Below are 26,058 nucleotides of genomic sequence, written 5' to 3'. Positions count from 1 at the left end.
GTGACCCAGGCGGTGGATGTGATGCGTGATCTCGCCCGGCACATGCAGACCGCCGGCCAAGGCATCGAGGCGTTGAATGAGCAATCCCTGGTAATCGGCACCATCGTCAAGACCATCAGCGGCATCGCCGAACAAACCAACCTGCTGGCGCTCAACGCCGCGATCGAAGCCGCTCGCGCCGGCGAACAGGGCCGTGGCTTTGCCGTGGTGGCCGACGAAGTGCGGCAACTGGCATCGCGCACCAGCCAGGCGACCGACGAAATTGTCGGCGTGGTTCGCCAGAACCAGGACATGGCCCGCAACGCCGTCGCCCTGATGACCGACGGCCAACACCAGGCCGAACAAGGCCTGGCCCTGGCTGCCGAGGCGGGTACAGTCATCGTCGAGATTCAGGACGGGGCGAAGAAAGTGGTCGATGCGGTGAGTCAGTTTGCCAATCAGCTGTCGAGCTAAGCGTCTTCTATTATTGTTTTTTACACATTAATTATTGTCCTAAGATAATTTAATGGCTATGTTTCGGGCTCCTTTCATTCTGCTGGAGCCCCACATGCGTACGAATCGCCTCGCCTTGTACAGCCAGCGCATGGCTGCCATCACGCTTGTTTTCATTGTTACGATGATGACGGTCAATGCCGCCGCCTGGTTCTTTCCTGACGTTACGGCAGCATACGGTTTGGGGTTCGCCCTGACCGACCGGCAACTGTCGAGTTTGTCTGGAGAGGCGATGAACTTGACTGGCTGGCAGTCTCTCGGCGGCATCCTGCTGTCGAGCATCCCTTTGCTGGCGCTAGCGGCCGGGTTGGCCAACTTGCGGCAGCTGTTCAAGCGGTATGCCCAGGGCCAATATTTTTCCAGCGAAGCGGCGGCTTATTTAGGTAAGGTCGGCCGTGCGGTCGCGTTGTGGGTATTGCTGGATTTCCTATGTGAGCCGTTTCTCAGCCTATTGATGACCATCAACGCACCAATCGGCCAGCGATTGCTGACGCTGAGCATCACCGCCCCGTCCTTTGTCGCATTGTTTCTTGCCGCCTGTATCGCGATCATTGCCCGGATCCTGACCCAGGCCAGTGAAGTCGATTCAGAAAACCGAACTTTCATTTGAGACACCCATGCCTATCCTGATTCAACTCGACGTGATGCTGGCGACGCGCAAGGTCAAATCCAAGGACCTCGCCGCCGCCATAGGCATTACCGAAGCCAACCTTTCCCTGCTCAAGCAAGGAAAGGTCAAGGGCATACGCTTGGCGACCCTCGAAGCCATTTGCAACTACTTTCAATGCCAGCCCGCCGATCTGCTGGTCTACCAACCGCAGAGTGAACTCGATCAATCACCTAGCGCCTGACCTTCGCGCCGCGGGTCCGCGCCACCAGCCAGTGACGCTTTCCCTTGCGCATCACGCACCCGGACGATGGCCTGGGTGCCGCTGTTCATATCGATCTCGCTCACCGCATGACCTTTTTCCTTCAACGCCTGGATCAGCGCCGGGCTGAATTGCCCCTGTTCCAGTTCGGTGGGGCCGTTGCGGCTGCCGAAGTTTGGAAGGTTGATGGCGGTTTGCGGGTCGAGGTTCCAATCGAGTAGGCCGATCACTGACTTGGCGACGTACTCGATGATTTGTGAGCCCCCTGGTGAGCCGACAGCGGCCAGCAACTCGCCTGTCTTGCGATCGAAGATCAGCGTCGGGGCCATGGACGAACGGGGGCGTTTACCGGGTTCGACGCGGTTGGCGACTTTCTGCCCGTTCTCTTCGGGGATGAACGAGAAATCGGTCATCTGATTGTTGAGCATGAATCCCTGGACCATCAGGTGCGAGCCAAATGCCGACTCCACTGTGGTGGTCATGGACACGGCGCCACCCTGGTCATCCACCGCCACCACTTGCGAGGTGGAAATGCGCAGCGGTGATCGGTCCGGCGCGTAGGCGACCTGGATACCAGGTGGCGTTCCGGGCTTGGCAACGCCCATGCTGCGCGGGCCGATCAGGCTGGCGCGGCTGGCCAGATAACCAGAATCGACCAAGCCCTTGACCGGCACAGGGACAAAGTCCGAGTCCGCGACGTATTGGGCGCGGTCGGCGTAAGCTAGGCGTTCTGCTTCGGCGATCAGGTGCGCCGCTTCAGGCGCAGGTTCGATGCCCGCCGGCTTATCGGTCTTGCGCGGTAGCAACGGGGCGAGGGCCAGGCGGCTGTCGCGCTGTTCCAAGGCCTGCAAGGTGCCGAGGATCTGCGCCACGGCGATCCCGCCCGAAGAGGGAGGTGCCATGCCACAGACTTGCCAGCGCTTGTAATCGGTGCACAACGGTGCACGCTCCCGAGCGGCATAACCCTTGAGGTCGTTCAATGAAAGGCTGCCGGCATTGGTGTGGCCCTGCACCTTGGCGACGATTTCCTCGGCCACGGGCCCTTTGTATAGCGCATCGGGGCCCTCAGCGCCGATGCGCTTGAGCACACCGGCCAAGGCCGGATTTTTCAGCGTCGTGCCAACGGCTTTCGGGCTGCCATCAGCGTTCAGGAAATACGTGGCCATGTCTGGCGCGCCTGGGAGGGACGGGTCGCTCGCGATCAGTGAATGCAGGCGGGGCGAGATGGCGAAGCCTTGTTCCGCCAAGGCGATGGCCGGTTCGAACAGCGTCGCCCATTTCAGGCGACCGTGCTTGCGGTGGGCCAGCTCCAATGCACGCAATACGCCGGGCGTGCCTACAGAACGGCCGCCAATCTGTGCGGCAGTAAATGGCATGGGTTTGCCGTCGGCTTGCAGGAAAAGTCTCTCGGTGGCGCCGGCCGGTGCGGTTTCGCGGCCGTCATAAGTGCGCACCGCCTCGCCATCCCATAGGACGATGAACGCGCCGCCGCCGATGCCGGAAGACTGTGGCTCCACCAGGGTCAGCACCGCCTGCATTGCAATTGCCGCGTCGATGGCCGAGCCGCCACGCCGCAACATCTCCCGCCCGGCCTCGGCCGCCAACGGATTGGCCGCGGCAGCCATATGTTTGCTGGCATGACGGGTCTGCAAGTCGGTGCGGTAGCCGGAGGTATTTTCCGGTGGGGCTGGTAATGCAGTGGTGGTGGAGGCGGGCGGGGCCTTACAGGCCACAAGAGCCAGGGCGACAGCCAGCAGCGAAATGGCTGACAGGCGATGCAGGTTTGGTTTCAGATATGTAGGCACGTGTCGCTCCATCCGTGGGCCAGGGGTATAGAGGCCGACTGTAGCGATGCGAGGCGAGCGGTGCAAATCAGCACAGTGAATCAAAGGGCCCGGGCGGGCAGTTACTTTTCTCGAGGCATAAAAAAACGGCTTATCTTTCGATAAGCCGTTTTTAGTACTTGGTGGTACACAGTCATTTGAACCTGATTATTAATTATATGTTTTTAAAGGTTTTTTGTAGATTGTATTTTTGGGCATACATGCAGGCATACATGGTCGCCTGTCTTGGTAGCCGAATGGTACGAATAACAGTAATCCAGAAGGACCGTGCCTCCAGTCTCAGTCAGATTCTGTCGCACCCTAAGGCCATCTCTTTTTTCTCAAGACGTACGTCCGATCTAGCAAAATGAAATCAAAGAACTCGCTAAGATCTGGTACGCGGTTGCCGTTGGGGTCTACTGACGATGCTATTGCGTCTGCCGCGTCCCCTGCCTCGATGACAACGTCCCTCAACGGGGCCAGCAGAGTGAGAATTTCCCACACCATGTATTTTGAGGCGGCATCCAGAATTGACGGCTCTGAAAATGCGCTACTCAAAGTAAGCGGTTTACCCGTAAGGTCGCTTGCAAATACTGCGACCCTATCCGCAAGGACCTGAGTGGCCACTGCCGCCAGGGTATTTATTTTGCGTTTCGCAGCAGCGCCAACTTTCGTAGCAGCAACGTTCTGAAGGATCTTATTCCACTCATTCAAGGGATCGCGCTGCTGATTGCCAGAGGCTAGGGCATCGAGATTGGCGTACCGCATACCTTTTGCAAAATCGGATAGAAATGCCAGTGCGCGCAGGCAAATGGGATCGGTTGGAAAGTCACTGGATACGATGTATCCACGAGCGGTGACTACGTCTGAGACCTTTGAAACCAGAGTTAGTAGGTCGTGCCCATAACCTTTGACGACGGTTTGGCCTGGAGCTTTCAGGTTGTTCTGTGCCATGTGGTCAAGGATGAGGGCGAGTTTCGCCAGCCGCTCAATTCCTATGGCGAGTTGAAAGAAGGCTGTATAGTAACGGCCCTTTTCATTTAGGTCAGCGTTTCTAAGCTCCGTAAGGCCTATGGTCAGGCATGAACGAATTACGTGGGCCTCCTGCTGTAGCGTCCGAAAAAGATTGCCTTGCACTCTGCTCCTCCCCGGTGAGTCATGTTAACGGCCAATCAGCCAAATCGTTAATAACGATAGCTGAGCTACGTCACCCCGACAGAAATCTGCCAGGGCCCCTGAGAGTTTCTTTTTCTCACGGGGTCGGAAACCCGCGGGATCTTGGTAGCGACAGAGATTGCAGCTTACTGAAATTTCAACGTTGAAATTGAAAGGATCCTGACGAAAAAAGGGGATCGTTACCGCAACGGTAAAGGTGAGCCATTGTGTTGTTGATAGCGAACGGTTGAACCCGGTCAACCTTGGGGATGCTGTCAACCACGTCAACCTGTCAACCGACGTAGAGAACTCAGTCGCTAACAAGATGCGGCGGGTTCTTTGCCTCGTACCCATTCGAAATGCCCAGGGTCCCCGGCGAGCCACCAAGCGATAGGGCAAATGAACAGGTGAACCACCAGTTCACCTGTTCACTAAGCTGTGCACTTTTTCGCTAACACGATCACGCGGGTTTCCGACCCCGTGTCTTAAAGAAACCTCAGGGCCCCCGGCAAAATTTGTAACTGCTTCTGACGTTCGCTGGTGGCATTGAGGCTTCCGGGGAGCGGGGAATACGTATCCTTCTGAAAAACAGTGTTACGAACGTTACTGGTGTAACGGTTGTCGATAACTGACTGTATTTATTGGATATTATTGGCGTAACACTGTGTTTGAGCATGAACTTTTTAGGAGTGTTACTAAGCCAACTGGTGTAACGCTTCAGAGGTCTGAAGTAGACCCATAAAATTGGAAAGAAGCTCTTGTCGAACTCTCGTTTGCCCATCAGCAACGATTGACAGTTAGGTATGAGCACTTTGCTAGGCGTCAGCAGCTATTAGCTATTAGCCCGCTGGTGTGACAGGCCGCTACCGGCCGAGGGTGTGTAAAAACGTTTTTGAGCGCGACAGGTACTCAAAAACTGGACTGGAAGTCGCGCTTCTACGCGAAATCCACATCTGCTGACGTGCCGATAAATTTCAGATTTAGCGCAGACGCGCACACTTCATTTTTGGTGAAGAGTTTTTACACGCTCTGGGCCAATAGCAGTCATTCATTTCTAAGAGATTGGTGGATTACTGCCAGCAGAGAGCAGGTGTGCTCGCAGAGGTACTGGTGACATTCTGCCCTTGGTGTGCCACTTGTTGTGAAGGCTCCTCAGCCACCTCCTACTCAGCCGAGCGGTCACTATCGACTTTTTTTCGTGCCGGTGCGAAAGTAGCGCAATGGACCTGAAGGAGTACAGGAAGATGCCGTTAGTCACGCGCAAGGTATTTATAGATACGGAATTCTTTATCAAAGCAAATCTTGATTTCAACTCTAGTACAATAAAGTCCTTTGAGGAATTGTGCAGCGATAATCAACTGAACCACATCACTAGCACAATCGTAGTTAATGAAGTGCGACGAAAGATTGTTGATCACATCAAAGACGCACTCAAAGGCATTAAGAATTTCCGACGAAAAGCCGCCGTCCTTAAAGAGTATGATGACGAAAGTATAAAAAGCCTTTTTACGGAAATCAATGAAGGCGATCTAGAGACAAAAGCGCTAAAAGCATTTGAGGATTTTATTGAAGCTTCGAATGCTACTGTCGTTGACATGAGTCGCGTAGATGGAAATGAGATTATTGACATGTTCTTTAATCACGTCAGTCCATTTAGCACTCAAAAGCCTAACGAATTTCGTGATGCGTTCTCTCTCCTTGCTATACGCTCTGCTTTGGAAGGGCAAGAAAAGGTCTACGTTATTTCGGCGGATCCTGACCACAAAGCATTTTGCGAGGGTAATGAGAGGTTCGTAAACATTGAAACTCTTAGTGGACTACTAGACATATATAATAAACACAACGACGATAGATCTCAGTTCGTTGAGCAGTTTTTGAACCTCAAGAAGCAAGAAATCATAGAGCAAATAAAGTCTCAGCTAGAAGACGCCGAAAGCTATAACTCGTCTACGTGGGAAGACGCTGAAGTAGATACTTTCGAAGTGGCTGAAATTGAAGATTTTGAACCTCAAATAGTTCATTTGGATGATGAAAGCTGCAAGGTCGTATTCGACGTAACTGTGAAGTTCCTAGTAAATGTCAGCGGCCCAGACACTGCGAATGGTCATTACGATAAGGAGGATGGCGTCCTCTATACGTTTGATTCTATTGAGCGGCAAGAGGAAGAAGAAAAAGAATTTTCTATAGAATTAGATTTGTCTTTTGAAGCCGATGAAGGTGAATTCATTAATGATGAATTTGTTTTGCATGTAAAAGGCTTGGGTGGTGGCATCGAATTTGGTGTTGAAGAGTATCCGTGGGAAGATCCTAGGATGTGATTTGATCACATTGGCGAACCATGCGGAGTCCCCTGATACCGTGGCCGGGCCTTCCAACTTGACTGTAAGCAGTCGTTGCTCGGTCGGTATCAGGCCGATAGGTAATTGAATCGCCGACCCATTTCGTAGGCACCGCCGAACGTCCACTCTTGATCGAAAGCGGACTTAGTGCAGTGTCCGCTATTGGCCGATCTCGGTTTGTTACGGCAGGCAAAAAGCGGCCAAAAGCGCTCACTAAAGCCCCGGCTCACCCGCAGCCCGACTGTTGCGAAGCGCCGGCTGGAACCTCCGAGTGCAATCGTTTGTTAGGTGTCACGCCGATATTCCGCAATAACCGCATCTAGCGACCCACCACCGATGCTGGCAGCGAACTGGTAAGCCGTTTGCCAAAACTGCCGACGACCGGCTGAAATTTCACGGTGGCGTAGCTCAAGGTGAATTCGGTTAATGGGACTGAAATCGTCATCGCCAAATGCAACGTGAAAATTTGTTTCCTCGGGGTTGAACTCAAAATTCCGGACTTCGGGATGAGCTAGAGAGATCAAGTTTTGACGGCCTCGCTCCGAAAACAACTCTGTTTCGCAGCGAGAGAGCAGGAACAAAATGTTGTCCAATTGAAAAGCGATGTCCGCTCCTCGGAGTCTGTAAATTGCATCCAACTCCTCCGAGCCAAGAATCATTGCATCGCGCCATTCATCCCTCGAGGTGTTGTGAAACTCCTTTCCATCGCACTCGAACCCCACATGACGACCGGACCTGGATACCGCAACAAAGTCGACGATAAATAAGCCGCAGATTGTTTTGACGTGGTACTGAGCCTGCAAATCAACGGACTCGTCAAGATGCTTCACGGCTTGATACGCGAAGTCGTTTTCTAGCGGGCTGTCGTATGGTGGCGAATAGGACGGCGGCTTCATGCTTATTGTTTACCTAACGTCTGTTCAGCGGCTCTGCGCGATTTTTTGCGCAGATCCGGTGGAGTGATATGTTGGGTCTCAAGGGACCAAGTTGTCGAGATCGATCATAGAAACGAGTGCAGCGTTAAGCCTCCAAAATGCTCTGCAGTACCCCGTTTGTCGGGCTGAATGATCGCCTCTGGTTTCGTGGACGCCTCCGATTTACGGCTAGAGCGGATGACAATAGAGCCCCTTGCCGTTGCTTCTCGTCGGATACCTGTGTAATGGCTGGCTAGTCCGGCGTTTAAAGCTAGCGCATCACCTCACGCACCACTTTTACAAACTCTTCGACCGAGGATGCCTTGGCATTCAAGGGGCGGATGCGAATAAGTTTAGTGTTCGCCGCCCTGAAAATAGAGTCCTTTAGCTGGTCATTGGCCTGGGCTTTAGCCCCATCATGGAAGCTACTATCTAGCTCAATGAAGTATCTAGGCTCATATCCACTTCCCACATCAAACACCACACTGTCGATGATGGCTTGGAAGAAATATGATTTGGCCTTCTCCGACAACTGATCTTTGATGGCTTGGTAATCCAATACACAACTTAACGCAACATTTGGGTAAGGATGATAAGTCGGGAAAACCTTGCGCACCGCCTCATAAAAGTGTTCTTCCTGCTTGGACTTGAACAGGCGAATGGTTTTGGCCTCGCCGCCCCGCACTTCTGTCGCGTGAATAGTCATGTGCTCACGCAGACTGGCGGCAACCGCTTCTGGCTTTGTCTGCAAAAATGACTGGATGATCTGCTTGGCCAGTGGGCGATGTTGATACGACTGCGCGTAGCTGAGGAGTGCAGAGTGCTTGGTTTCCTGCATCAGCTTCAAACGCTCATCCACAAATCGATCTACGAAATTTTGGCTAAAGCCGTGTTGACCTAGCTCGATGATCAAGTTAGTGAACTCAAACTGCTTTGCGCGCTCGCCAGCCGGCAAAGGCTCTGCGAAGGTAAAGAACTCAGCCTCAAAGAACGCAGTGACCTGCGCCAAGAAGGGATCTTGCGTCCTAGCCTTCTTGTGCTTGTAGATGCTTTTACCAATCGCTTCCCAGTCTTTTTGGGCCAGCAGTGAGTACAGCTGCTCTCTATCTTCCATGCGCATGCTCTGCTTATCCTGATCTTGCGGCTAGGATAGGGCCGAAGCCGGGCTTCTGACAAACGCCGACGGTCGTTTGGTTAAATTGATCCCCTACTCGAAACGTCCGCTTTTGGCCGAGAGCGGTCGTTGCTGAGAGGCCGCTTACGGCCAAAAGCAGCCATTAAATATCTCGAAGTCATGTGGTTGATTGCATTAACTGGGATCAGTATTAATGCTCTGCATCGTCGTATCAAGGTAAGCGTCCGCCCAACACACCTTGCGTGATTAAACGGGCACCCACCTGTGCGGCAACAGCTCGGTAATCTCACTCGCCCGCTGCGTCGGCAGGCGTGTAAGAACATCCTTCAAATACGCATACGGATCATGCCCGTTGAGCCGCGCCGACTGGATCAAACTCATGATCGCTGCGGCACGTTTACCACTGCGTAACGAGCCCGCGAACAGCCAGTTCGAGCGACCAAGAGCCCACGGCCGAATTTGATTCTCGCACCAGTTATTATCGATGGGTACAGCACCGTCATCGAGATAACGCGTTAGCGCTATCCAGCGTTTGAGGCTGTAATCCAATGCCTTGGCGATGGCCGATCCCTCAGGCACAAGCTGCCTCTGGGCGATCATCCAGGTATGAAGTGCGTCGATAATAGGCGCTGCTTTTTCCTGCCGTATTCGCTGTCGGACACCCGGTTCCAGCTCGCGGACTTCTCGTTCTACTTCGTACAAGGCCCCGATGTAGTGCAGCGCTTTTTCGGCGATCTGGCTTTTGTTGGTCGCGTGCAAGTCGAAGAACTTGCGGCGTGCATGGGCCATGCAGCCGATCTCCGTGACGCCCAGTTCAAAGCCTGCCTTGTAGCCAGCGAAGTCGTCGCAGACTAGCTTGCCGTTCCAGTGGCCAAGGAAGGCTCGGGCATGTTCGCCAGCACGGCTCGGACTGAAGTCATAAACGACTGCTGCCAGATCGCAGAACTGGCTGGTGGCATAGGCCCAGACATAAGCGCGGTGAGTTTTCTTAGCGCCAGGCATCAGCATTTGTACCGGCGTCTCGTCGGCGTGGACGACGCCGTGCGTCAGCACGGCTTCGCGCAGCGCATCAACCAGCGGCTGTAATTGCACGCCGCAGTTGCCCACCCATTGCGCCAAGGTCGAGCGAGCAATAGGCAGTCCGGCGCGGCCGAAGATTTTCTCCTGCCGATACAGCGGCAGATGGTCGGCAAACTTGGCCACCATGACGTGGGCCAGCAGGCCCGCCGTCGGGATGCCTTTGTCGATGACGTGCGCCGGTACCGGCGCCTGGATCAGTGTTTCGCACTGCTCGCAGGCCCATTTTCCACGGATATGGCGCTCGACCGTGAAAACGCCCGGTGTGTAGTCGAGCTTTTCGCTGGCATCTTCGCCGATACGCTTGAGGGCGCAGCCGCATTGGCAGTGGCTGTTTTCCGGTTCGTGATGGATCAGAGTGCGAGGGAACTGCGGTGGCAGCGCAGCGCGCTTGGGCTGCTGGCGCATTTTGGCTTCGACAGACACGGGTTGCAGTGCTTCAAGCTCAGCTTCGATGGCGGCGATATCGGTGTCGATCAAGTCGTCGAGCAAGCTGGCTTGATCCGGACTTAGCTGCTCGCTGCGCTTGGCAAACTTGAAGCGTTTGAGCAGCGCGATCTCGTGGGCCAGCTTCTCGTTGACCGACTTGTGATGAGTAATTTGCTTGTCCATCGTCTCGACGCGCTGGATCAACTGCGCCGCCAAGGCTCGCAGTTCTTCAGGGTTTAATTGATCGAGATTCGGATGCGAAGTCATACCGCCGATTTTGCCAGAGAGGGCACATGGCTGCGACAGACTGATGGGCCAATTGCGCTGGCAAGCGCGCCATGGCAGGTCTTAAAGCATCGAGATGATTCCGCCTGCACCGACGCGCTGCCAAGGTAAACCGAGCACCAGGGCCTGAAGTTGCTCGGCATCCAACTCAACTTCTGAGCCGTGTCGCACACCCGGCCAGAAGAAGCGTCCTTGATTCAAACGCCGGGCGGCAAGCCAAATCCCCACGCCGTCATGCACCAGCACTTTCATGCGATTGGCGCGGCGGTTGGCGAACAGATAGGCACAGTGCGGCTTCGCCGCACCGAACACCGCGACAACTCGCGCCAGCGCGGTTTCAGTGCCGGCGCGCATGTCCATGGGCTCGGTGGCGAGCCAGATGGAGTCGACGCGGATCATCGAAGCAGGTCTCGTAGGAAAGCGGAACACGACGCTGCATTTTCTGTCGGCCAACTCACCACAACTACGCCTTTTGAATGAGGCACTTCGATCCTAATCGTGGCAGAAAGGACTTGATGCACCGCTGGCGCTGCCTTGACCGGGATGAAGGCGGTTTGCAGCGCCAGAGTTTTCTGCGCATGCACCCGAATCCATTTATGGACTAGATTGGCGTTGAGGTTGTGGGTCAAAGCGACATTGGCAATCGAGGTGTCAGGCTGCGCACATTCGGCAATGACTTGGGCCTTGAAGGATTTGGAATAGGAACGACGTTCTTGTGGCATGGGCGTCCGCTTAAAAAGGCTAAAAAATGGTGTCCACTTAAATTTAGGTGGACACCATCGCCTTAAGCGATGGCATCAGGAAGATGTGTTGCCCAGACGGTTACGTATCAAGGAAGCAGGTTATGGATGAGTCGGACATGTCACAGGCAACAAACGTCCAGGGATATGACCCTAGAGAGCTATTCGCCAGAGGCTTTAAACTCGGGACCGCAGACCTCATACAAGGAGGCTCGTTTTCAGAGGTAATTGGGAGAACAGTCATCGCTCTCTTGATGGGTCTGACCGATGCAAACGGCAAAAGACCGTTTTCTGGTGTCACTGTCATTTTGCCGCCTGCCTCGGCGACCAGCTTGAATGACGTATCTGTCTTTGATGCTCTGGCTGCTGGTACTAAATCTCTGCGTGGTTCTGAACCAAGTGCGCAGGAACTCGAGTACTTGAGGCGGGGAGTACGCATCCTGAATTGCCCGACTCTTGATACGGCCGATCTTGAAGCGTTAGTCCTGAGGGAGGGGGCGCGGCGGCTAGTGGCGGTTGCCTCAGCCAGTATTTATCGAGACCTGGACATCGAGTCCCCAGGCGCGTTTGGGCTTTCAGCTGTTCTGACATCAGAGGATCTTTGGGTTCCTCATGTAGCTTCTCTATGTCGGCGGTGCGTGGCTGCTGTGAAGGGCATGGACGGATATGCCTTAATTCATGTTGAAGAGCCCCCTGCCACTCGGCCGCACAATACTGAGCAGCTAGTTGCCATTGATGGTTGCTACGTCGCTTGCTTAGCAATCGATCATGATGAAAAGGAAGAGGTTGGTCGTCGTGCACATAGGTGGCTTGCCCTCGCGCTGGGCGGGGATATTTCGGTAGCTATCACTGAGATCGATAGCCTTCAGTTGTCTGAGATAAATCGGTACCACGTGCGTGCTCAGCTGTTTTCTCGGGCGGCATTACATGAGGATGCAATCGCCGCAATCACACAGCTACTGCCACATATTTCGGCCTTGGATTCATCGAGCCTTGTCCAGTTGGCGTGGTTAGCTCACAAGAGCGGGGACGACTCGCTCGCACTGAAATTCTTGCCCGACGATGCTGAGCTCGTATCTAGCGTCATTTGGATCGAGCAAGGACTTGAGTTAGCGACGGTTATTGAGGATAGCCATCTGATCGAGCGTTACGACGCACGTCTCGCCCAGATGTATCCAGGTTCGGATCGCTTACGAGAGAATCGTGATCGCCGATTGCTGTGGAACTGCTCCTCAAAAACAGAGGAAGAGGGGCTGGCCTTTACTACAGCTGGCTTCACTGAAAAACACCTGGGAATACTGAGCGCCGTTTTGTCTCAGAATCCAGACTACGAGCGGATCATAGAGCAGGCTAGGGAATGGGGCGCGGACTGGTTGGAACTCGCTGCAATCTGCTGTTCCGTGCATGCGTGGAGCATCGGCCAGTCCCGGTATGCGGCTGACATTGCGAGGCAAATTACAACTTCTGATCTGTACGGTCGCCAAGCCACTCAGGTTGTACTGTGGTCGGTACGTTCCTTGATGCTGAAGGAACAGGTTAGTCGGAACGACCGAGATTATTATCGTGCCCCACTGCAGGCGGCGATACGTTTCCTGGCCCTCCATCCAGAGGACGGAAGCATAAGATCTCAACTTTCACGGCTGCTCTCTGTGGACTCCTGCGGAGATATCGGTATTCCCATGGTTGCCACAACGATGTTGGATATCGCCGAGGACGGTGCGAGGCTTGCCACATTTGATGAAGAGGCGCATACGCCAGATCGCGATAAGGGGGGCATCGTCGAACCGGACGAGAACGAAATTAAAGCGTCTATCGAGAGTGGACTGAAGTGGCTGGGAGCCCATGGTGCTGCAGAGTACGGGGTGACCGTCCTACCTGCGGAATTGGTACCTCATCCCGACAAAACGATCCGCTATCTTGTCCGGATGATTCTCATGAGTGCACCGAAGGGTGAGGACGTCGATCTAAGATTCTTAGAGCTCTTAGCCATGCTGGTTTGTGCGATAAGTCCGCATGCAATGAGTGAGCGAGATGAAGATCTGCGTGCCATGCGACTCGTAGCAGGAAATTGTGCTGTAGCGGGGCAGTTTCAACGAGCTCGAAATCTAGCCGAGCAAATTCTAGTGATAGGGCAGGGAAATGCGCTCCGCCAGAGGCTGGCTTGGCTGGGATTCGCAGATACCTATCACCGCTGCCGCAATATGACAGAGGCATTAGTCGGACTCGCATGTGCCTTGGCAACTGATGCTCCGGTGAGCAAGGCCGATCTATGGCAAGAGATTTATGCTGCAATCCGCGTTCTACGTGACCTTGGGCTATTCCAAATAGCACATGATTTTGTGCCAACACTGAGAAAGCTAGCTAGCGATCTGGGCCTTGATGCGGAGAACGATCCGCGAATCGTCGCAGCTGAAATGAGCCTCCGACTAATGGAGGTCAGTAGCAACCAGAGTGAAGAAATCGCAGCGATTGTGAGTGGATTGTCTAGCGGTTGTGGGCGCGCCATGAATGACCGAAGCTTGCTACTTCCCTTAATAGTCATGTTGGGACAGGCGGTTCAGAAAGCCAAAGCAGCAGCTGTACATGTGGACGAAAGCACTCTTGAACTGCTGAAGAGCGGGCTCGCGTTGTTAGGACGGCAGGCGTCTCAATTGGTGGACACTGTCGCAACTGACGCGCCATCTGCAGCGAACGTAACCGCGATGTTCAATCAAGTACAGCGAGCGCTCTATGCAGCGGATGCCGCCGGTGATTTTGAGAATGTTGGTGTGGCGGCTCGTCGTTTATTGAACGACCAGGTAGGACAACCTGCCTCTGCTGAGGATAAAGCGCTAGCCGTCGAGATTCTCGCCGATCACGCTGTTGCATTGCCAGAGCCCCCGCCTGCCATTCAAGCCGGTTGGCCGGTCTACTACTCGAAATCGCTTAACGACGCGGGAATAGATGTGGTTTTCCTGGGGCTGGACAGTGCCGACGAGCTGGTCGTAACCCACGTTTCTAACGGACTCGTTCAGTCCATTGAGCAACCTCGCCATGACCATTCCTTCCGTTTGCGGATGCTGAGGTGGCTGGAGGAATATCCTCGTCAATATGGCTATGTTGATGCCGAGGACGGAGATGATGAGTTCTTTATCACTATGGAGCGGTTAGATGTGCGGCTTCCTGCCCCCGAATCGCTCCTAGTGATAGCAGAGCCTTTGTTACAGCAATTGACGATGAATCTCGGACTAGTAACGCCCAAGGATGGGGAATTCCCATATCTCTTGGGCACCACAACCGCGGTAGGAATGATGCCTTCGCTTACCTGGCTCTCAATGGTCAGGGCCAGTGACCGCAGTGGCAAAACAGCCTATAGAGCTTGGATCTCTACTCAAGAAGGCCCTGAGGCAAACGGTACACTGGGCAGGGCGCTGGAAAGACTTGGCGGCACCTTCGATGAGTTTGGATTCACCGTCGACATTGGACGGCAGTTACCGCCTGACATGTCTGATGCAAAGCTTGCGGTGATTACTGCGCATGGCGGACTGACCGCAGAGGGGCGGTACATCCACAGTATTCGGGATGAGGATCGCCTCTTCGAGACACCTACAGCACTCGCCGCTGCGCTTGCAGGGGTGGAGGTGGTGATTCTCTTCGTATGCAGCGGAGGCCGAATTGACAAGCATCCGTGGGGAAATACAACTGTAGGTCTGCCCAAGCTGCTTTTGGACAAAGGCTGCCGTGTAGTTATCGCTTCGCCTTGGCCACTGGATGTAAAAGTGACCTACAACTGGCTTGAGCCATTCCTTCGGGAGTGGGAAGCAGGCTCGACAGTTCTTCAAGCGACAAAAAAGGCTAACGAGGAGGTCGCCCATAGGCTAGGTGAGCGTCCGCAATATTCGCTTGGAATGACTGCATATGGAGATGTTTTGCTTACTAAGTGAACGATTAGGTGAGGTCTAGGTATGACGTTACCACCTGGTTGGGGCCTGGCTAGCACTGGCTTGGGATGACTGGCAGCTTCTGGCCGAAAGCTGCCCTTTCAAATCAATGCGAAGGTGGGACTGAACAGTTAAACCTGTCGGCTCCAGCAACTACCTATAGAGCAGGCAGTGGAAGCCGGCTAGGTCCTCCACCGCACCCTAACTTCGGTGCTTCAATTGCTGATCGATGAGACTCAGTTCCGCTTTGATCGCATTGGCGGTGAGGCTTTGTATTGCTGTGTTTTTCCCCCAGCGAGAGCCCATGAGCTTGAGCAGGCCGCTCAGATGGGTTTTCCTTGCCTTCAGTGTTTCGGTACGACTGGGGCTGTTCTGCGTGGCAGTGTTCATAGTGCTGATCCTTGGGCGGTGTTTAAACAGCCCACACGCGTAGGCTGTTTCAGGTGGGGCAGGTCGTTACAGAGCCAGCACGTCTTGCACCTTGTACCGCACTGAGCGCTCCGACAGGTCACTCCAGTCCCAACTGCTGAAATTTTCCCCTTGCTCTGGAACGTTGAGCTTGAGCAGCGCAACGGGATCCCGGTCGATCATTCGACGCGCCGCGCAAAGTTGTCCGCCCACATCAAGCAAAGCCTGAGCCGCCTCATTCCACTTCTCTTCAAGCACCGCGTTGGCGAGGTGCAGCGCCTTGTTCTCGATTTTTTGGTGTTCTTGCTGCGCTTCAGCGATGTGCTGATCGATGGTGGCCAGCTCTTGTTCCAGAGCGCTGATGATCAAATGCTGACGACGGTTGTGCTCGGCTACAGTCGCGAGGTTTTTAGCGGCTTTTTGAGCGTCAGCATTAGCAGTCTTCTCGCCCTCGGTGTCGCCCCACGCGACAGCCTGGGCATAGGCAGTCGCCGCTTCTGTCTCGGCCTGACGTGCCTTCGCCATTTCGTCTGTGGCTTGCTGACGGATTTCATTCAGGCGGGTGCTGACACTCTGCCGCTTTTCGTTGAGCTCGTGCTCGTCGGCTTTCCACGTCGCCATGGCGTCGCGGTAGCCCGCCATCAGGGTTTCGTGATTGGCGATGTTTTCGCGTCGAAGAATTTTTTGACTCAACCGATCAATTTCAAAGTCCAGTGAATCACATTTTCTTTTCCGGTCGGCGTACTGATCCTGCACGTCCCGCTCCCGGCCTCGCTGGATAGACTCGGGGGCGGCTAGAGCGGTCTCATAGTGCAAGAGTTCGACTCGCAGGCGTTCCACTTCGGAGGTCAGTTGTTCACGGCGGTCTTTCAGTTTTTGGATGTCGTTCATTGTTTCGTCTCTGTGTAATTCGATTGGATTGGGTTGAGCGGCTGGCGAGGCCGGGAATGAGCCGGCACTACCTCGATCAGTAGGGAGGCCGTCAGGCAGCCCGAGCCTCGCTCTCATCCGCTCCCGGAATCGTCTTCACGATGTAGCAGCGTTGCGGCCCTAGGCCGGGCAACCGGACCAAGCTCGATGCCTTGCCATCGCTACCAGGTTCCAACACACCTCGGTGCAGCAGCTCCTTGTTCACGGCGTTGATGTTCATGCCCCGGAATATCTCGGATCGCCACGCCTCGGGCAGCACGTAGTAGGTGTGGGTGGTGTGCATGGTGTCGCCCATGCCGTGCTCCAGCGTCTTGCGAAAGCCCAGGCGATCAATGGTGCGTGGCCCGTGCTCATCGATCTTCGCGGCGGCGGTCTCCCAGCGCGTGAAGCGGCTTTCACCAAAGCGCTCGATGATCTGGCGCAAGCGGGCCAAGATCGCATCACCTTCAAGGTTTCCGGCGCCGCCACGCTCATTCAGCCACGCGCTAAGGCACACCCGTGCCGCTGTGGTCGCGGTGCCGTCGGGCCAACCGGTGATGCCGAGAGCGGTCGCCAGCTCTCCAGCTGCGGCGGCCAATCCAAAACGTGCAGCGGCTCGATGTGCCTGTCCGCTGGCCGAGGCAGGGAGGGCTTTGGCAACGAAACCTTCCAGAGTACGGCGCAGGATGGTTGACCACCCGTGCATCTTGCCGGGCTCGCAAAGGGCCGCCAGGAACGCGGTGAGTGGCGTGCCGTAGTATTTGGCTACCCGAGCCTTGAGCGCGTCAGAGAGGGCCGCTGCGTCATCGAAGCCACTCAACACGTCGAACATCCCCAAGCCTTTGCTGGCATCCGCTGGTACGGCGAGCATGCGTACCTCCATACCGGCTTTTAGCTCCTTGTTGGCTTCGGCCATGTGCTGCGCCAAAGTCTTCTCGCCCGTCGAGAGAAACAGCAAGCGCCACTCCTGTACCTGTCGGCCCGCTTGTCCTCGATCATTGGCGCGAGCCTTACCGGTGCCATTGCCAAGCATGTACACCGTTTCGCCGATGATGCGCGGGTCGCACATGCCGATTTCATCCAGCACCAGGAGCCCGTCCGAATGCGCTGCGGCGATGGATTCCAGGGCGTTGTCTGTCGAGCGCCAGGAACGCACTACACGTGGCCCGCCATAGATCGAGGCGGCCACTTGCAGGTGGGTGGTCTTGCCACCGGAGCTGTCGCCGTAGAGGTGAAACCCGCACGATTCGTGACCGAGCATATTCAACAGCGGTCCCGCAAAGGCCACGCTGACGACGAACGCTAGACGATGGTTACCAACGCACAGTGCGCCGATTTGCTCCTGCCATTGCTCCAGCGTGCCGGACTCGCTGATCGGTGGGAGTTGTGCCCCGGCTTCATAGAAGTGCAGGTGCTCGTCATGCGATCCGATCTGACGTTCGGGCAATAGGAAGGCATTCCCGTGCCAGCCCAGCCGAGTGACCAAACGAGCCCGTTGCGCACTGTCAAAACCCTGCAAATAGCTCTGCAGGTCGTTGCGTGCGTTACGTCCCGAGCGACTGCCCGCCAGACGTAGACCCATGTCCACAAGGGGGCCGAGTACATCCTTGCCGAAGTCGCCGGTCATGGTACGGGCCGGAATGTTCCAGCGCTTTTTCTGGCCGTCCGGATCGTCGAACTCGACCAGCAAGCCCCAGTTGTGGCCCTTGTCGTCACGGGTGCGTGCGAGGATCTCCAGAGGCGAACACACAGGCCGCGCTTCGCCATCGTCGCCGGAATAAAACACGCCTTCCGGCGTCAGGCGAAAACCACCGGGCAGCAGGTCGTTTTTTGATTTGGCTGGCCGCTTGGGTTTGGGCTGCACCTTGGTTTCGGTTTCTCCGGCCGGAGCGGGGGCGGGCGCCGAGCCAAACAGCTCGCCAGTGCGTTCCAGCTCGACGAGGTGGGCCGATGTCCAGCCCTTGGCGAGTGCGTCGGCTGCATCGTCGCCATCGTCCCATTGACCACCTTTGGCAAAGGTCGGTGTGCCATTTTTCAGCGTGGGCTTGCGTTTGAAGACGTCCAGGGCGATTGCTTGCACTGAGGCGGCGCCGATTTCACGCAGCTTTTCCGAGACGGCCTCCATGCAGCTCTGACCGCTGGCGTCGTTGTCCGGCCACAACAAGACAGAACGCCCTTTGAGCGGCGTCAGGTCTGCCTTATGCCAAGAGTTGGAACCGTTCGGCCAGCAGGTCGCCACGTAGCTTGGCATCAGCTCGGCAGCGGCGTCGGCGGCTTTCTCACCCTCGCACAATACGACCGGGGCATCGAGCCGTTGCGATAGTTCGTCCAGGCGCAGAAGGGGGCGCGGATCGGGCAGACCTTGCCAACGCCATTGAGGGGTTTGGCCGTCGGCGCGTTGGCACCAGGTCAATGGAGCAAAGACTTTCCTTGGCTTGCCATCTTCGTCAGGCCCAAGGTCAAAGCGATAAAGCGCCATGAGGGGCTGGCCTTGGGCATCGCGATAGATCCAGACCTTGGTGGGCGAGCCGTGTTGCCGATGCTTGGCCGGGCACTTGTTCATGGCCTCGACCGGGATCGGCTGAATGGCAATCCATTCCGGAGCTTTGCTTTGGCTCGGTGTTGGCTTGGACTGTGCGGCGCCTGCTGATACCCGCAGCAGATCCGCCAGCTTGTTGCAGGCCTCGACGTCTGTGCCGCCGTCGAGGTAGCGCACCAGGTCGATCAGGTCGCCGCCCTTGTCACCGGTAGCAAAGTCCGCCCAGGTGCCTTTGCTCAAATTGACCTTGAGTGATCCGGCGCGTTTGTCCGTACGGGTCGGATTAGGGGCGGTGTATTCCTTGCCGCCATCGACCCGTTTGCCGTTGGGCAGCCAGTGCGCAAGGACGCGATCAATGTCCTTGAGTGCAGCGCTTTTCACGTCGGCAAAGCTGGGGCGTTTTGTTGGTTTGCTCATGCGCTGGGTCATGTATCGGCCCCCGGCATAAACATCGCATCGTTCACGTCATCGATCAGGGCTTTTGCCATTTCGCCGAGGTAGAGCGCGCACCAGCTGTAGCGTTCGCCCTTATCGCTCATGGCGGCATCGAGGGAGAGTTGATTGGCGTAATGCTGGAGGAGCGAAACCGTTTCGAGCGCGTCCTCAATAGGAATGCCCGCATTCACCCGAAACACGCCCTGGCCGGAGATTTTATTGAAAAACGACGCTCGGCCTAGTGTGGTTTGAGCGCTCATACGGCACCGCCTTTCTGATCCATTGGAACGGACGTGGTGTCACCGTGCAGGGTCAGGGTTTTGATCAGTCCCAAGGTGCCCCGGACATCCCAAATAACAGCGGCCAGGACATGATTGGCTAGGCGTGGTCTGTCGCTTTCGCTTTCGAAATGATCCTCAAGCAACATCAGCACGGACTCTGCGCGATTAATCGCGCAGGTGATTGCATCAATCGGAACACCCTTCTCGATGTCTTTGCTGACGCAGAGCAGATCTTCGGGCAAGGCGAAGCTGAGGGAGGAATTCATTGGGCACCGCCTGCGGCTTCGAGAGCGCGAGCTTTGACCATATGGGCGTTGTAACGGGCAAGACGAGTAGCGAGGCTGGAATTGGCGTGTAGAGCGGCGAGAGCCATTGCACGGTGTGCAGCGGCGCGGATTTTGGACGGATTGAGGGCTTGCATGGGGCGAAACTCCTATTGTTGAGGAGCTGCCACGTTCGTTACCAAGCGAATGGGTGGCAGCTGTGCGCAGGTTGGTAAACCGGGACAATAGGAACCCGGCAGACCCGAAGGTCTCCCACGCACAGCCGCCATAAAACGGAATTGCGGACGCAAAAAAAGCGCCTGCAAAAGAAATATGGGCGCTGTTGCGCCTATTGTTCAACGGGTTACCAAGCCCGGTCGCTGATTTTGCAGCGACGGCCAGAGAGTACCGTCCGTTTTTGAAAAGTGCAACTAGGCGGGTGGCTTGCGGATTTTTCAGGCGTGGCATAAATTGTTCGGGCATGTAGATTCACCTCAACGCCTCCGGATCGCCCCCGGAGGCGTTTTCGTTTCAGGCATGAAAGTCGAAGCGCAGGGAAAGCAGGGGCAGGAAGCCGCTTTGGAGCATCGAGCGGGCATCCTCATAGGCTTCCGCTTGCTGGCCCTCGTCGACAATCACGGCTCCGGTCTTTTCGCAGTGGAGGGAGAGCGCGCACCAGGTGCCGTCGGCCCAGCTGAGTACGCTGACCACACGACCTTGTTTGTCCTGCTGGCTGCGGTAGCGCTCCAGGCGTTGCATGAGGCGAGGCGAAAAGCCGATCTGGCGAAGAACGGAGAACGGGTGCATCAGCGCTTTGTTGGCGATCTTGCGGCTCATGCGGCCACCTGATCACGGGCCTCGATGCGGCTGCGTGCCCATGCTTGGACTTCAGATAGAACCCAGGCGACCGGCGCACCGCGAGCATTGCTGTTGCTCAGTTTGACGGGCTGGGGAAAGCCACAGTCAGGACGCTGCATCAGCTTGTAGATGGTGGACCGTTTCATCCCTACGATGCCTTCGACTTCACGCATGCGGATCAACGTCGAGGTGGCATCAAACAGCGAGGGGGAATTTGCAGGAGCCTTTCGGGAAAGGCTGGTGATTGAGGTATTCATAGGTATTGCTCTCGATTGGTTTGGACTGACGAGAGCAATGATCTAGGCGATGAAATGCGGTGAGCAGTTCACTTCCAATTGAAATTCGATTGAAGTTTCAGTTACAGAACAAATTTGCGTTTGAGGATGGCCTCTACGCTTTTGCGCGTGAGTGCCTTCTGAGTTTCGAGGGGGATCCACTCGGGACGCTGTTTTAGCGGTCTAGCAACTTCACGTTCCAGCCAAGCATGCACGGCGGTTGGGATGTTTCGCTCAGGCATGCCTTTCGCCAGGTAGTGTATGCCTTGCTTAACAATTGCAGCATCTCGGGCACTGGTGTCCTTGCTACGCTCCATGCCGCTTATGATGCCGCCTTTTTTGCGAATCGCATTCTTGATCGCTCGATCAGCGACGGGCGTCAGTTCATCATCAATCAAGCAGGGCAGGGATATGATGGGCTCCAGGTGCAGGACGTACTGATCGAGCGCCTCAATACGCTCATCTGGATTGGCCTGCATCTCTACAAACTGACAATAGAGTTCCCACGGCCAGTCGGTCGGAGGCTCTGAAAGATGAGACCAAGCCTTCTGATCTGTTGTCCGCATCCAGTCGTTTAGCTCCCCCAGAGCTTTCACAGCACAAGCCATGATGTAGGCGGCGTGGGTATCGCGATCCGAAGCCGTTTCACACTCACTGTATTGACGAACCCAGTGGGCGAGACGTGCTCTGGTGTCGGTGGAGGCATACTGAAAAATTGTCTCTTCATGCATTGTCGTCTTGATGCACAGGCTGCTGGGAGCGAGGTCGTTGCTATCGTCGCGAACGCGAAGACAGCATTGTTCGATTAGATAGCACACGTCATGAATCTGTTCACGGCAGAGCTCGTATAGCGGCTGCGCCGAGAGAAAACTCATCAGTCCGGCGGTAAACGCGGTATCTACTAGGGATTGATGATCAGCCATGGGCGAGCATCTCAGGCGTTGTGTCGCGCTCGATCCCACGCCCTTTGTGTCGCAAGTGAAACCAGCGTGAGTCGCTCGATGACCAGACACGTCTAACGCCAGCCTGCAGTGAGCTTGGGGTGATAGATGCGTTACACATTAAGGCGGCGTCACACGCGGTGTACCGGTTATTGCGCAGGCGTGTAACAGCCGCGAAATCCAATGAATACGGGCGTTTGGCGAGGTTAGTTACACGAGTAACACCCGTAACATGGATTTTGAGAGGGTAATGGTAGCCGGTGCTCATACAGCCTTACCGAACTGACCTTGGATCACATTCCCGGCTTCAAGTGCATCAAGGTGATCCGCATACCACTGCATCATCTTTACGCGCTGCTCCAGGTACTGGGCTTTGTTGTAGATACCCCGGACGCCCTGTGCCTTGTGACTGAGTTGGGCCTCGATATGGTCAGCGGGGTAACCATGCTCATTGAGGATGGTGCTGGCGATGTGGCGGAAGCCATGACCGGTCTGGCGGCCTTCGTAACCAAGACGCCTGAGTGCCATGAGAAACACGGTGTCGCTTCGGGGTTTGGTGCGGTCGCTTCTACCTGGAAATAGGAGAGGGTATGCACCGGTAAGTTGCCGAAGCTCCAATAGGACATCTACGGCTTGAGTGCATAGCGGCACCAGATGTTCGCGGCCTTTTTTACGTCCCTTACGTTCGACAGGCACTGTCCACAGTTTCTTGTCGAAGTCGAACTCCACCCAATGAGCTTCGCGAAGTTCGCTGGGACGGACTGCCATCAGAGTCAACAGCCGCAGGCCAAGCTGAACATCTTTGGCATGCGGATAGGAGCGTATAGCTCGAAGTAATCCAGGGAGCTCGCCAGGAGAAACATGAGCGTAGTTCTCTGCCTTTCCTGATGACAGAAATTTATGCACGCCCTCCAAGGGATTGTTGACGGCTCTGCCAGTCACGCGAGCCAGGTCATAGATATCTTTGCAGTAAGCCCTCACGCGACTCATCTGTTCCAAAATCCCCTGGCGCTCAAGTCCTCTCAATAGCTCCATCCACTCCATAGACATGATCGAGGTATAGGGACGTTTACCGAGCGAGGGGAACACGTGGCGTTCGAGTGCGCCGAGTATCCTTTTGGCAGTACCAGCATCCCAGCCGCTGAGGCGAGACGTATGCCATTCCCTGGCTAGTGATTCGAAGGTGTCATTGGCTGCGTCAATGTCAGCCGCCTGACGAGCCTTCTTGGAGATGATTGGGTTCTTGCCCTCTGAGGCGTCAGCTCTTAGCTCTGCCGCTTTCTGTCGAGCGAAGGCGCCGCTTACTTCTGGATAGCCGCCGAGACCTAGCCAAGACCATTTGCCGTCCGGTTTCTTGTAGCGTAATTCCCAAGATTTTTGGCCGTTTGGTTTGACTCTGAAATACAGCCCAGGACTGTCTAGTTCGCGGTATGCCCCGGCCTCAGGCTCCAGGCTGGAAAGTGTTGTATCAGCGAGAGGACGTCGCTTGATATCGGCGCGCTTCATCTGTGTATGCCTCCAGTTCAATTAGTTCTGAAGCATACACGTGGGCATACACGGTGGGGAAGGATAGGGGTAGATAGAGGTGGACAGCCAGAAACAAGAAAGCCCGCACGAGGCGGGCTTCTTGAGGTGATTCATAGACTGCTGTAGACATCTATGGATCGGTACTTGGTGGCTACACAGGGACTTGAACCCCGGACCCCAGCATTATGAATGCTATGCTCTAACCAACTGAGCTATGTAGCCAAGTGGCGCGCATTATTCGCTGGTAACGTAGATGTGTCAAGCGTAAATCTGAAATATTTCTCTGCGCTTTCAACCGCTTAACAATCCTCACCACAAAACTCTTTCAGCCGAGTTGAAATCTTCCCGTGTTGGCACTCAATGCCTGGCTTCCCTGGCTCAGGGTGTTGGCCGCCAGATTCACGGCGCGGGCGCCTTCGAGCAAGCGCACTGCCGCTTGGTCGACCTGCTGGATGTTGCCGCTGACCTCGTCGGCGGTGCTGGCCTGTTCGTCCACTGCCGTGGCGATTTGCGCCAGGGTATCGGTGACGCTTTGCACGGCGCTGGCGATTTCTCCCAGCCGCTCGCCAAGCCCGGTGACCGATTGCGCATCGGCCTGGGCCTGGCCGCAGGCGGCTTCCATCAGGCTGACTGCTTCGTTGACGGTGGCGCGCAAGCTATCAACGGTGCCGGCAATCTGTTGCGTGGAGGACTGGGTGCGTTGCGACAGGCTGCGCACCTCATCGGCCACCACCGCGAAACCACGGCCTTGTTCACCGGCACGGGCCGCTTCGATGGCGGCGTTGAGGGCCAGCAGGTTGGTTTGCTCGGCCACGCCACGGATGGTGTCGACCACCAGTTGAATCTGCTGCCCTTGTTCGCTGACCCGACCGAGCGCGGCGGCGGTCTCGTTGAGTCGCTGGTTGAGCTGCTGGATGCTGGCCGTGGTGCGCTGGCTGTCACGGCTGCTGTCGGTGGCGATGCGCCGGGTCTGTTGGGCGCTGTCGGAGGCTTGCTCACAACTTTTCGCGACACCTTGGGAGGTCGCTGCCAGTTGCGTCGCGGCGGCGGCAATCTGGCTGATCTGCATCTGCTGGGCCTCGACTTCGCTCAGGGCGCCGCTGGAGTGTGTATTCAGGGTGCGTACGGCATTGCTCAGTTGCAGCGTTTCGTGATCCACCCCCAGCAGGCTGTTGCGCAGTTGCACCACAGCGACGTTCAGCGCGGTGCTGATAGCGGCGAGTTCATCGCGCCCTTGCACTGGCACTTGCAGGCTGAGATTGCCGTCACGCAGGGCTTCGGCCAACAGGGTGATACCGCTGGCGCTGCGCCGGATCGACGCTTGCAGGCAGATAAACAGGTAGAGCGCCGCGAGCAACAGGCAGCCAAGCACCGTCGCCACCAGGGTGAACTGGCGGACGGCTGAGCCGTGGTAATAGTCGAGTCGGGTATCCAGTGCCACCAGCGACTGCTGACGCAAGGTCGCCAGGTCGCCCAGCAGGGCATCCATGTGTTTCTCGAAGTCCTCCGGCTTGAGACTGATCGAGCCACCGAAGACGCCATCATCGAGTACTTTCAGGCCGGCATCCAGATGCTGGAGGCTGCCCCGGAACTGTCCGGCCCAGGCTTGCAGCTCGCTGGGCAGGCGTGTTTCCAGCAGCGCACCGGTCTTGATCAGTTGATCGCGCGCGTCGCCGATCCGGCTGCGCAGGTCGCGCAGTTGCAGGCGACTCTGCAAGGTGAACTGGCCCGACACCACGGAGGCCTGGCCGACGCTGGCCAGGCGACCGACCCGTTCGATCAGGTCCGGCGTTTGCTGGGTCGAAATCTGTGTCAGTAGATAAGTCTCCAGCCAAGAGGCGAGCGTCAGGCGGTTGTCCATGACCATCTGCTCGCGCAAGGCTTGCAGGGCACTGAGTGCGGCGGTGAAGCGGTCGTAGCCATCCGGCCACCAGCCGACGCTGCCCAGGCTTTTGGAATCCAGGCCATTGAGGCTGGTTTGCAAGGCTTGATAGCGGGCGAGTGTATCGGCTTGGGCGCCTTCGGCTTGCAAGGTGCTGCCCAGGTCAATGGCCGCCTGGTTGAGCGCCGGTTGTACAGCGTCGAACGCTGCCATTGCAGCAATGGTCGCGGGGGTCGGTTGGCGATTGGTTTCCGTGGCGCGCCAGCGTGCGGCACGGTTGCGCTGGGCGGTGAGCAGGTTGTCCAGGTTATCCAGGGCCAGCAATTGGCGGACCCCGGCGCGTTCTCCTGAAACCAGGCTGAGTTTGTCCCGATAGTCTTGGCCGATCAGCCACAGGCTGCCCATGAGCGGCAGGATGAAAAGCAGGAACAGTAGCTGGAATTTACGGGCGAAGCCGAAACGTCCCAACAATCTGATGCCCGGTGATAAAAAAGCCTGCATGCCCATACTCCCCTGAACACCTTTGCACTGTTTTTGTGCGTATCTACACAAGTGCCGACAC

Annotated in this window: 22 protein-coding genes and 1 tRNA gene; 5 read left to right on the top strand and 18 right to left on the bottom strand. The window is 56.1% G+C overall.

The window, feature by feature from the left end; genetic code table 11:
* Nucleotides 1-21 precede the first annotated feature (21 nt).
* From PFLQ2_RS31080 to PFLQ2_RS05170, 3 genes are all read left to right on the top strand, one after another.
* Nucleotides 22-453: a methyl-accepting chemotaxis protein gene (locus PFLQ2_RS31080; RefSeq protein WP_371261232.1), complete on the top strand. Its 432-nt coding sequence runs from the start codon at nt 22-24 to the stop codon at nt 451-453.
* Between the two features lie 94 nt (nt 454-547).
* Nucleotides 548-1,102: a DUF2975 domain-containing protein gene (locus PFLQ2_RS05165; RefSeq protein WP_003185425.1), complete on the top strand. Its 555-nt coding sequence runs from the start codon at nt 548-550 to the stop codon at nt 1,100-1,102.
* A 7-nt stretch (nt 1,103-1,109) separates the two neighbouring features.
* A complete protein-coding gene (locus tag PFLQ2_RS05170) occupies nt 1,110-1,343 on the top strand; it encodes a helix-turn-helix domain-containing protein (RefSeq protein WP_003185424.1) in 234 nt (77 codons plus the stop codon).
* Here the strand turns inward: PFLQ2_RS05170 and ggt are convergent.
* Both ggt and PFLQ2_RS05180 read right to left on the bottom strand, forming a co-directional pair.
* Nucleotides 1,325-3,178, bottom strand: coding sequence for a gamma-glutamyltransferase (gene ggt / locus PFLQ2_RS05175; protein WP_050551585.1), 1,854 nt, complete (start codon nt 3,176-3,178; stop codon nt 1,325-1,327). The two genes, PFLQ2_RS05170 and ggt, sit on opposite strands and share 19 nt — an antisense overlap.
* 327 nt (nt 3,179-3,505) lie before the next feature.
* A complete protein-coding gene (locus PFLQ2_RS05180; protein ID WP_003185420.1) occupies nt 3,506-4,321 on the bottom strand; it encodes a hypothetical protein in 816 nt (271 codons plus the stop codon).
* Between the two features lie 1,262 nt (nt 4,322-5,583).
* Here PFLQ2_RS05180 and PFLQ2_RS05185 point away from each other — a divergent pair.
* Nucleotides 5,584-6,657, top strand: a complete 1,074-nt coding sequence (locus PFLQ2_RS05185; protein WP_003185419.1) for a PIN domain-containing protein — start codon at nt 5,584-5,586, stop codon at nt 6,655-6,657.
* Nucleotides 6,658-6,962: 305 nt separating this feature from the next.
* On the opposite strand, the gene PFLQ2_RS05190 is transcribed toward PFLQ2_RS05185, so the two are convergent.
* From PFLQ2_RS05190 to tnpA, 5 genes are all read right to left on the bottom strand, one after another.
* Nucleotides 6,963-7,574 (bottom strand): hypothetical protein, encoded by a 612-nt coding sequence (locus tag PFLQ2_RS05190; protein WP_003185417.1) that lies wholly within the window; start codon nt 7,572-7,574, stop codon nt 6,963-6,965.
* A gap of 289 nt (nt 7,575-7,863) precedes the next feature.
* Nucleotides 7,864-8,712 (bottom strand): DUF2726 domain-containing protein, encoded by an 849-nt coding sequence (locus tag PFLQ2_RS05195; RefSeq protein WP_003185415.1) that lies wholly within the window; start codon nt 8,710-8,712, stop codon nt 7,864-7,866.
* Nucleotides 8,713-8,973: 261 nt separating this feature from the next.
* Nucleotides 8,974-10,500 carry an IS66 family transposase gene (gene tnpC / locus PFLQ2_RS05200; RefSeq protein WP_003177796.1) on the bottom strand — a complete coding sequence of 509 codons (1,527 nt, stop codon included), beginning with the start codon at nt 10,498-10,500 and terminating at the stop codon, nt 8,974-8,976.
* Nucleotides 10,501-10,581: 81 nt separating this feature from the next.
* The gene (tnpB, locus tag PFLQ2_RS30135) at nt 10,582-10,917 is read right to left on the bottom strand and encodes an IS66 family insertion sequence element accessory protein TnpB (protein WP_003177794.1); all 336 of its coding nucleotides are present in this window, start codon (nt 10,915-10,917) and stop codon (nt 10,582-10,584) included.
* On the bottom strand, nt 10,914-11,240 hold the full coding sequence (tnpA, locus tag PFLQ2_RS29100; protein WP_003177792.1) for an IS66-like element accessory protein TnpA: 327 nt from the start codon (nt 11,238-11,240) through the stop codon (nt 10,914-10,916). The genes tnpB and tnpA overlap by 4 nt, the downstream gene beginning before the upstream one ends.
* Before the next feature lie 122 nt (nt 11,241-11,362).
* Here tnpA and PFLQ2_RS05210 point away from each other — a divergent pair, with 122 nt between their 5' ends.
* Nucleotides 11,363-15,181, top strand: a complete 3,819-nt coding sequence (locus tag PFLQ2_RS05210; protein WP_003185413.1) for a CHAT domain-containing protein — start codon at nt 11,363-11,365, stop codon at nt 15,179-15,181.
* A gap of 198 nt (nt 15,182-15,379) precedes the next feature.
* On the opposite strand, the gene PFLQ2_RS05215 is transcribed toward PFLQ2_RS05210, so the two are convergent.
* From PFLQ2_RS05215 to PFLQ2_RS05255, 11 genes are all read right to left on the bottom strand, one after another.
* Nucleotides 15,380-15,568, bottom strand: coding sequence for a hypothetical protein (locus tag PFLQ2_RS05215; protein ID WP_003185411.1), 189 nt, complete (start codon nt 15,566-15,568; stop codon nt 15,380-15,382).
* Nucleotides 15,569-15,634: 66 nt separating this feature from the next.
* Nucleotides 15,635-16,477: a hypothetical protein gene (locus PFLQ2_RS05220; protein WP_003185409.1), complete on the bottom strand. Its 843-nt coding sequence runs from the start codon at nt 16,475-16,477 to the stop codon at nt 15,635-15,637.
* Nucleotides 16,478-16,568: 91 nt separating this feature from the next.
* Nucleotides 16,569-19,463 carry a DUF927 domain-containing protein gene (locus PFLQ2_RS05225; protein WP_003185406.1) on the bottom strand — a complete coding sequence of 965 codons (2,895 nt, stop codon included), beginning with the start codon at nt 19,461-19,463 and terminating at the stop codon, nt 16,569-16,571.
* On the bottom strand, nt 19,460-19,729 hold the full coding sequence (locus PFLQ2_RS05230; RefSeq protein ID WP_003185405.1) for a DUF3077 domain-containing protein: 270 nt from the start codon (nt 19,727-19,729) through the stop codon (nt 19,460-19,462). The genes PFLQ2_RS05225 and PFLQ2_RS05230 overlap by 4 nt, the downstream gene beginning before the upstream one ends.
* Nucleotides 19,726-20,016, bottom strand: coding sequence for a hypothetical protein (locus tag PFLQ2_RS28195; protein ID WP_033046280.1), 291 nt, complete (start codon nt 20,014-20,016; stop codon nt 19,726-19,728). The genes PFLQ2_RS05230 and PFLQ2_RS28195 overlap by 4 nt, the downstream gene beginning before the upstream one ends.
* A gap of 528 nt (nt 20,017-20,544) precedes the next feature.
* A complete protein-coding gene (locus PFLQ2_RS05235) occupies nt 20,545-20,850 on the bottom strand; it encodes a hypothetical protein (protein ID WP_003185399.1) in 306 nt (101 codons plus the stop codon).
* Entirely contained in the window at nt 20,847-21,128 is a 282-nt protein-coding gene (locus PFLQ2_RS05240; protein ID WP_003185397.1) for a helix-turn-helix transcriptional regulator, read from the bottom strand. The genes PFLQ2_RS05235 and PFLQ2_RS05240 overlap by 4 nt, the downstream gene beginning before the upstream one ends.
* Before the next feature lie 101 nt (nt 21,129-21,229).
* The gene (locus PFLQ2_RS30730; protein ID WP_003185394.1) at nt 21,230-22,069 is read right to left on the bottom strand and encodes a hypothetical protein; all 840 of its coding nucleotides are present in this window, start codon (nt 22,067-22,069) and stop codon (nt 21,230-21,232) included.
* A gap of 282 nt (nt 22,070-22,351) precedes the next feature.
* Nucleotides 22,352-23,593 carry a tyrosine-type recombinase/integrase gene (locus tag PFLQ2_RS05245; RefSeq protein ID WP_003185392.1) on the bottom strand — a complete coding sequence of 414 codons (1,242 nt, stop codon included), beginning with the start codon at nt 23,591-23,593 and terminating at the stop codon, nt 22,352-22,354.
* Between the two features lie 166 nt (nt 23,594-23,759).
* Nucleotides 23,760-23,836: transfer RNA gene (locus tag PFLQ2_RS05250), tRNA-Met, on the bottom strand.
* Between the two features lie 103 nt (nt 23,837-23,939).
* Nucleotides 23,940-25,997, bottom strand: coding sequence for a methyl-accepting chemotaxis protein (locus tag PFLQ2_RS05255; protein ID WP_033046612.1), 2,058 nt, complete (start codon nt 25,995-25,997; stop codon nt 23,940-23,942).
* Nucleotides 25,998-26,058 lie beyond the last annotated feature (61 nt).

The organism is Pseudomonas fluorescens Q2-87, assembly GCF_000281895.1.
GTDB lineage: Bacteria > Pseudomonadota > Gammaproteobacteria > Pseudomonadales > Pseudomonadaceae > Aquipseudomonas > Aquipseudomonas fluorescens_S.
This window is presented reverse-complemented; position numbering and strand designations above follow the sequence as displayed.

Bases quoted from the DNA above. Each gene is read 5' to 3' on its own strand.
- PFLQ2_RS31080 (WP_371261232.1), top strand. From the start codon at position 22: ATGCGTGATCTCGCCCGGCACATGCAGACCGCCGGCCAAGGCATCGAG.
- PFLQ2_RS05165 (WP_003185425.1), top strand. From the start codon at position 548: ATGCGTACGAATCGCCTCGCCTTGTACAGCCAGCGCATGGCTGCCATC.
- PFLQ2_RS05170 (WP_003185424.1), top strand. From the start codon at position 1,110: ATGCCTATCCTGATTCAACTCGACGTGATGCTGGCGACGCGCAAGGTC.
- ggt (WP_050551585.1), bottom strand. From the start codon at position 3,178: ATGGAGCGACACGTGCCTACATATCTGAAACCAAACCTGCATCGCCTG.
- PFLQ2_RS05185 (WP_003185419.1), top strand. From the start codon at position 5,584: ATGCCGTTAGTCACGCGCAAGGTATTTATAGATACGGAATTCTTTATC.
- PFLQ2_RS05190 (WP_003185417.1), bottom strand. From the start codon at position 7,574: ATGAAGCCGCCGTCCTATTCGCCACCATACGACAGCCCGCTAGAAAAC.
- PFLQ2_RS05195 (WP_003185415.1), bottom strand. From the start codon at position 8,712: ATGCGCATGGAAGATAGAGAGCAGCTGTACTCACTGCTGGCCCAAAAA.
- tnpC (WP_003177796.1), bottom strand. From the start codon at position 10,500: ATGACTTCGCATCCGAATCTCGATCAATTAAACCCTGAAGAACTGCGA.
- tnpB (WP_003177794.1), bottom strand. From the start codon at position 10,917: ATGATCCGCGTCGACTCCATCTGGCTCGCCACCGAGCCCATGGACATG.
- tnpA (WP_003177792.1), bottom strand. From the start codon at position 11,240: ATGCCACAAGAACGTCGTTCCTATTCCAAATCCTTCAAGGCCCAAGTC.
- PFLQ2_RS05210 (WP_003185413.1), top strand. From the start codon at position 11,363: ATGGATGAGTCGGACATGTCACAGGCAACAAACGTCCAGGGATATGAC.
- PFLQ2_RS05215 (WP_003185411.1), bottom strand. From the start codon at position 15,568: ATGAACACTGCCACGCAGAACAGCCCCAGTCGTACCGAAACACTGAAG.
- PFLQ2_RS05220 (WP_003185409.1), bottom strand. From the start codon at position 16,477: ATGAACGACATCCAAAAACTGAAAGACCGCCGTGAACAACTGACCTCC.
- PFLQ2_RS05225 (WP_003185406.1), bottom strand. From the start codon at position 19,463: ATGACCCAGCGCATGAGCAAACCAACAAAACGCCCCAGCTTTGCCGAC.
- PFLQ2_RS05230 (WP_003185405.1), bottom strand. From the start codon at position 19,729: ATGAGCGCTCAAACCACACTAGGCCGAGCGTCGTTTTTCAATAAAATC.
- PFLQ2_RS28195 (WP_033046280.1), bottom strand. From the start codon at position 20,016: ATGAATTCCTCCCTCAGCTTCGCCTTGCCCGAAGATCTGCTCTGCGTC.
- PFLQ2_RS05235 (WP_003185399.1), bottom strand. From the start codon at position 20,850: ATGAGCCGCAAGATCGCCAACAAAGCGCTGATGCACCCGTTCTCCGTT.
- PFLQ2_RS05240 (WP_003185397.1), bottom strand. From the start codon at position 21,128: ATGAATACCTCAATCACCAGCCTTTCCCGAAAGGCTCCTGCAAATTCC.
- PFLQ2_RS30730 (WP_003185394.1), bottom strand. From the start codon at position 22,069: ATGGCTGATCATCAATCCCTAGTAGATACCGCGTTTACCGCCGGACTG.
- PFLQ2_RS05245 (WP_003185392.1), bottom strand. From the start codon at position 23,593: ATGAAGCGCGCCGATATCAAGCGACGTCCTCTCGCTGATACAACACTT.
- PFLQ2_RS05255 (WP_033046612.1), bottom strand. From the start codon at position 25,997: ATGCAGGCTTTTTTATCACCGGGCATCAGATTGTTGGGACGTTTCGGC.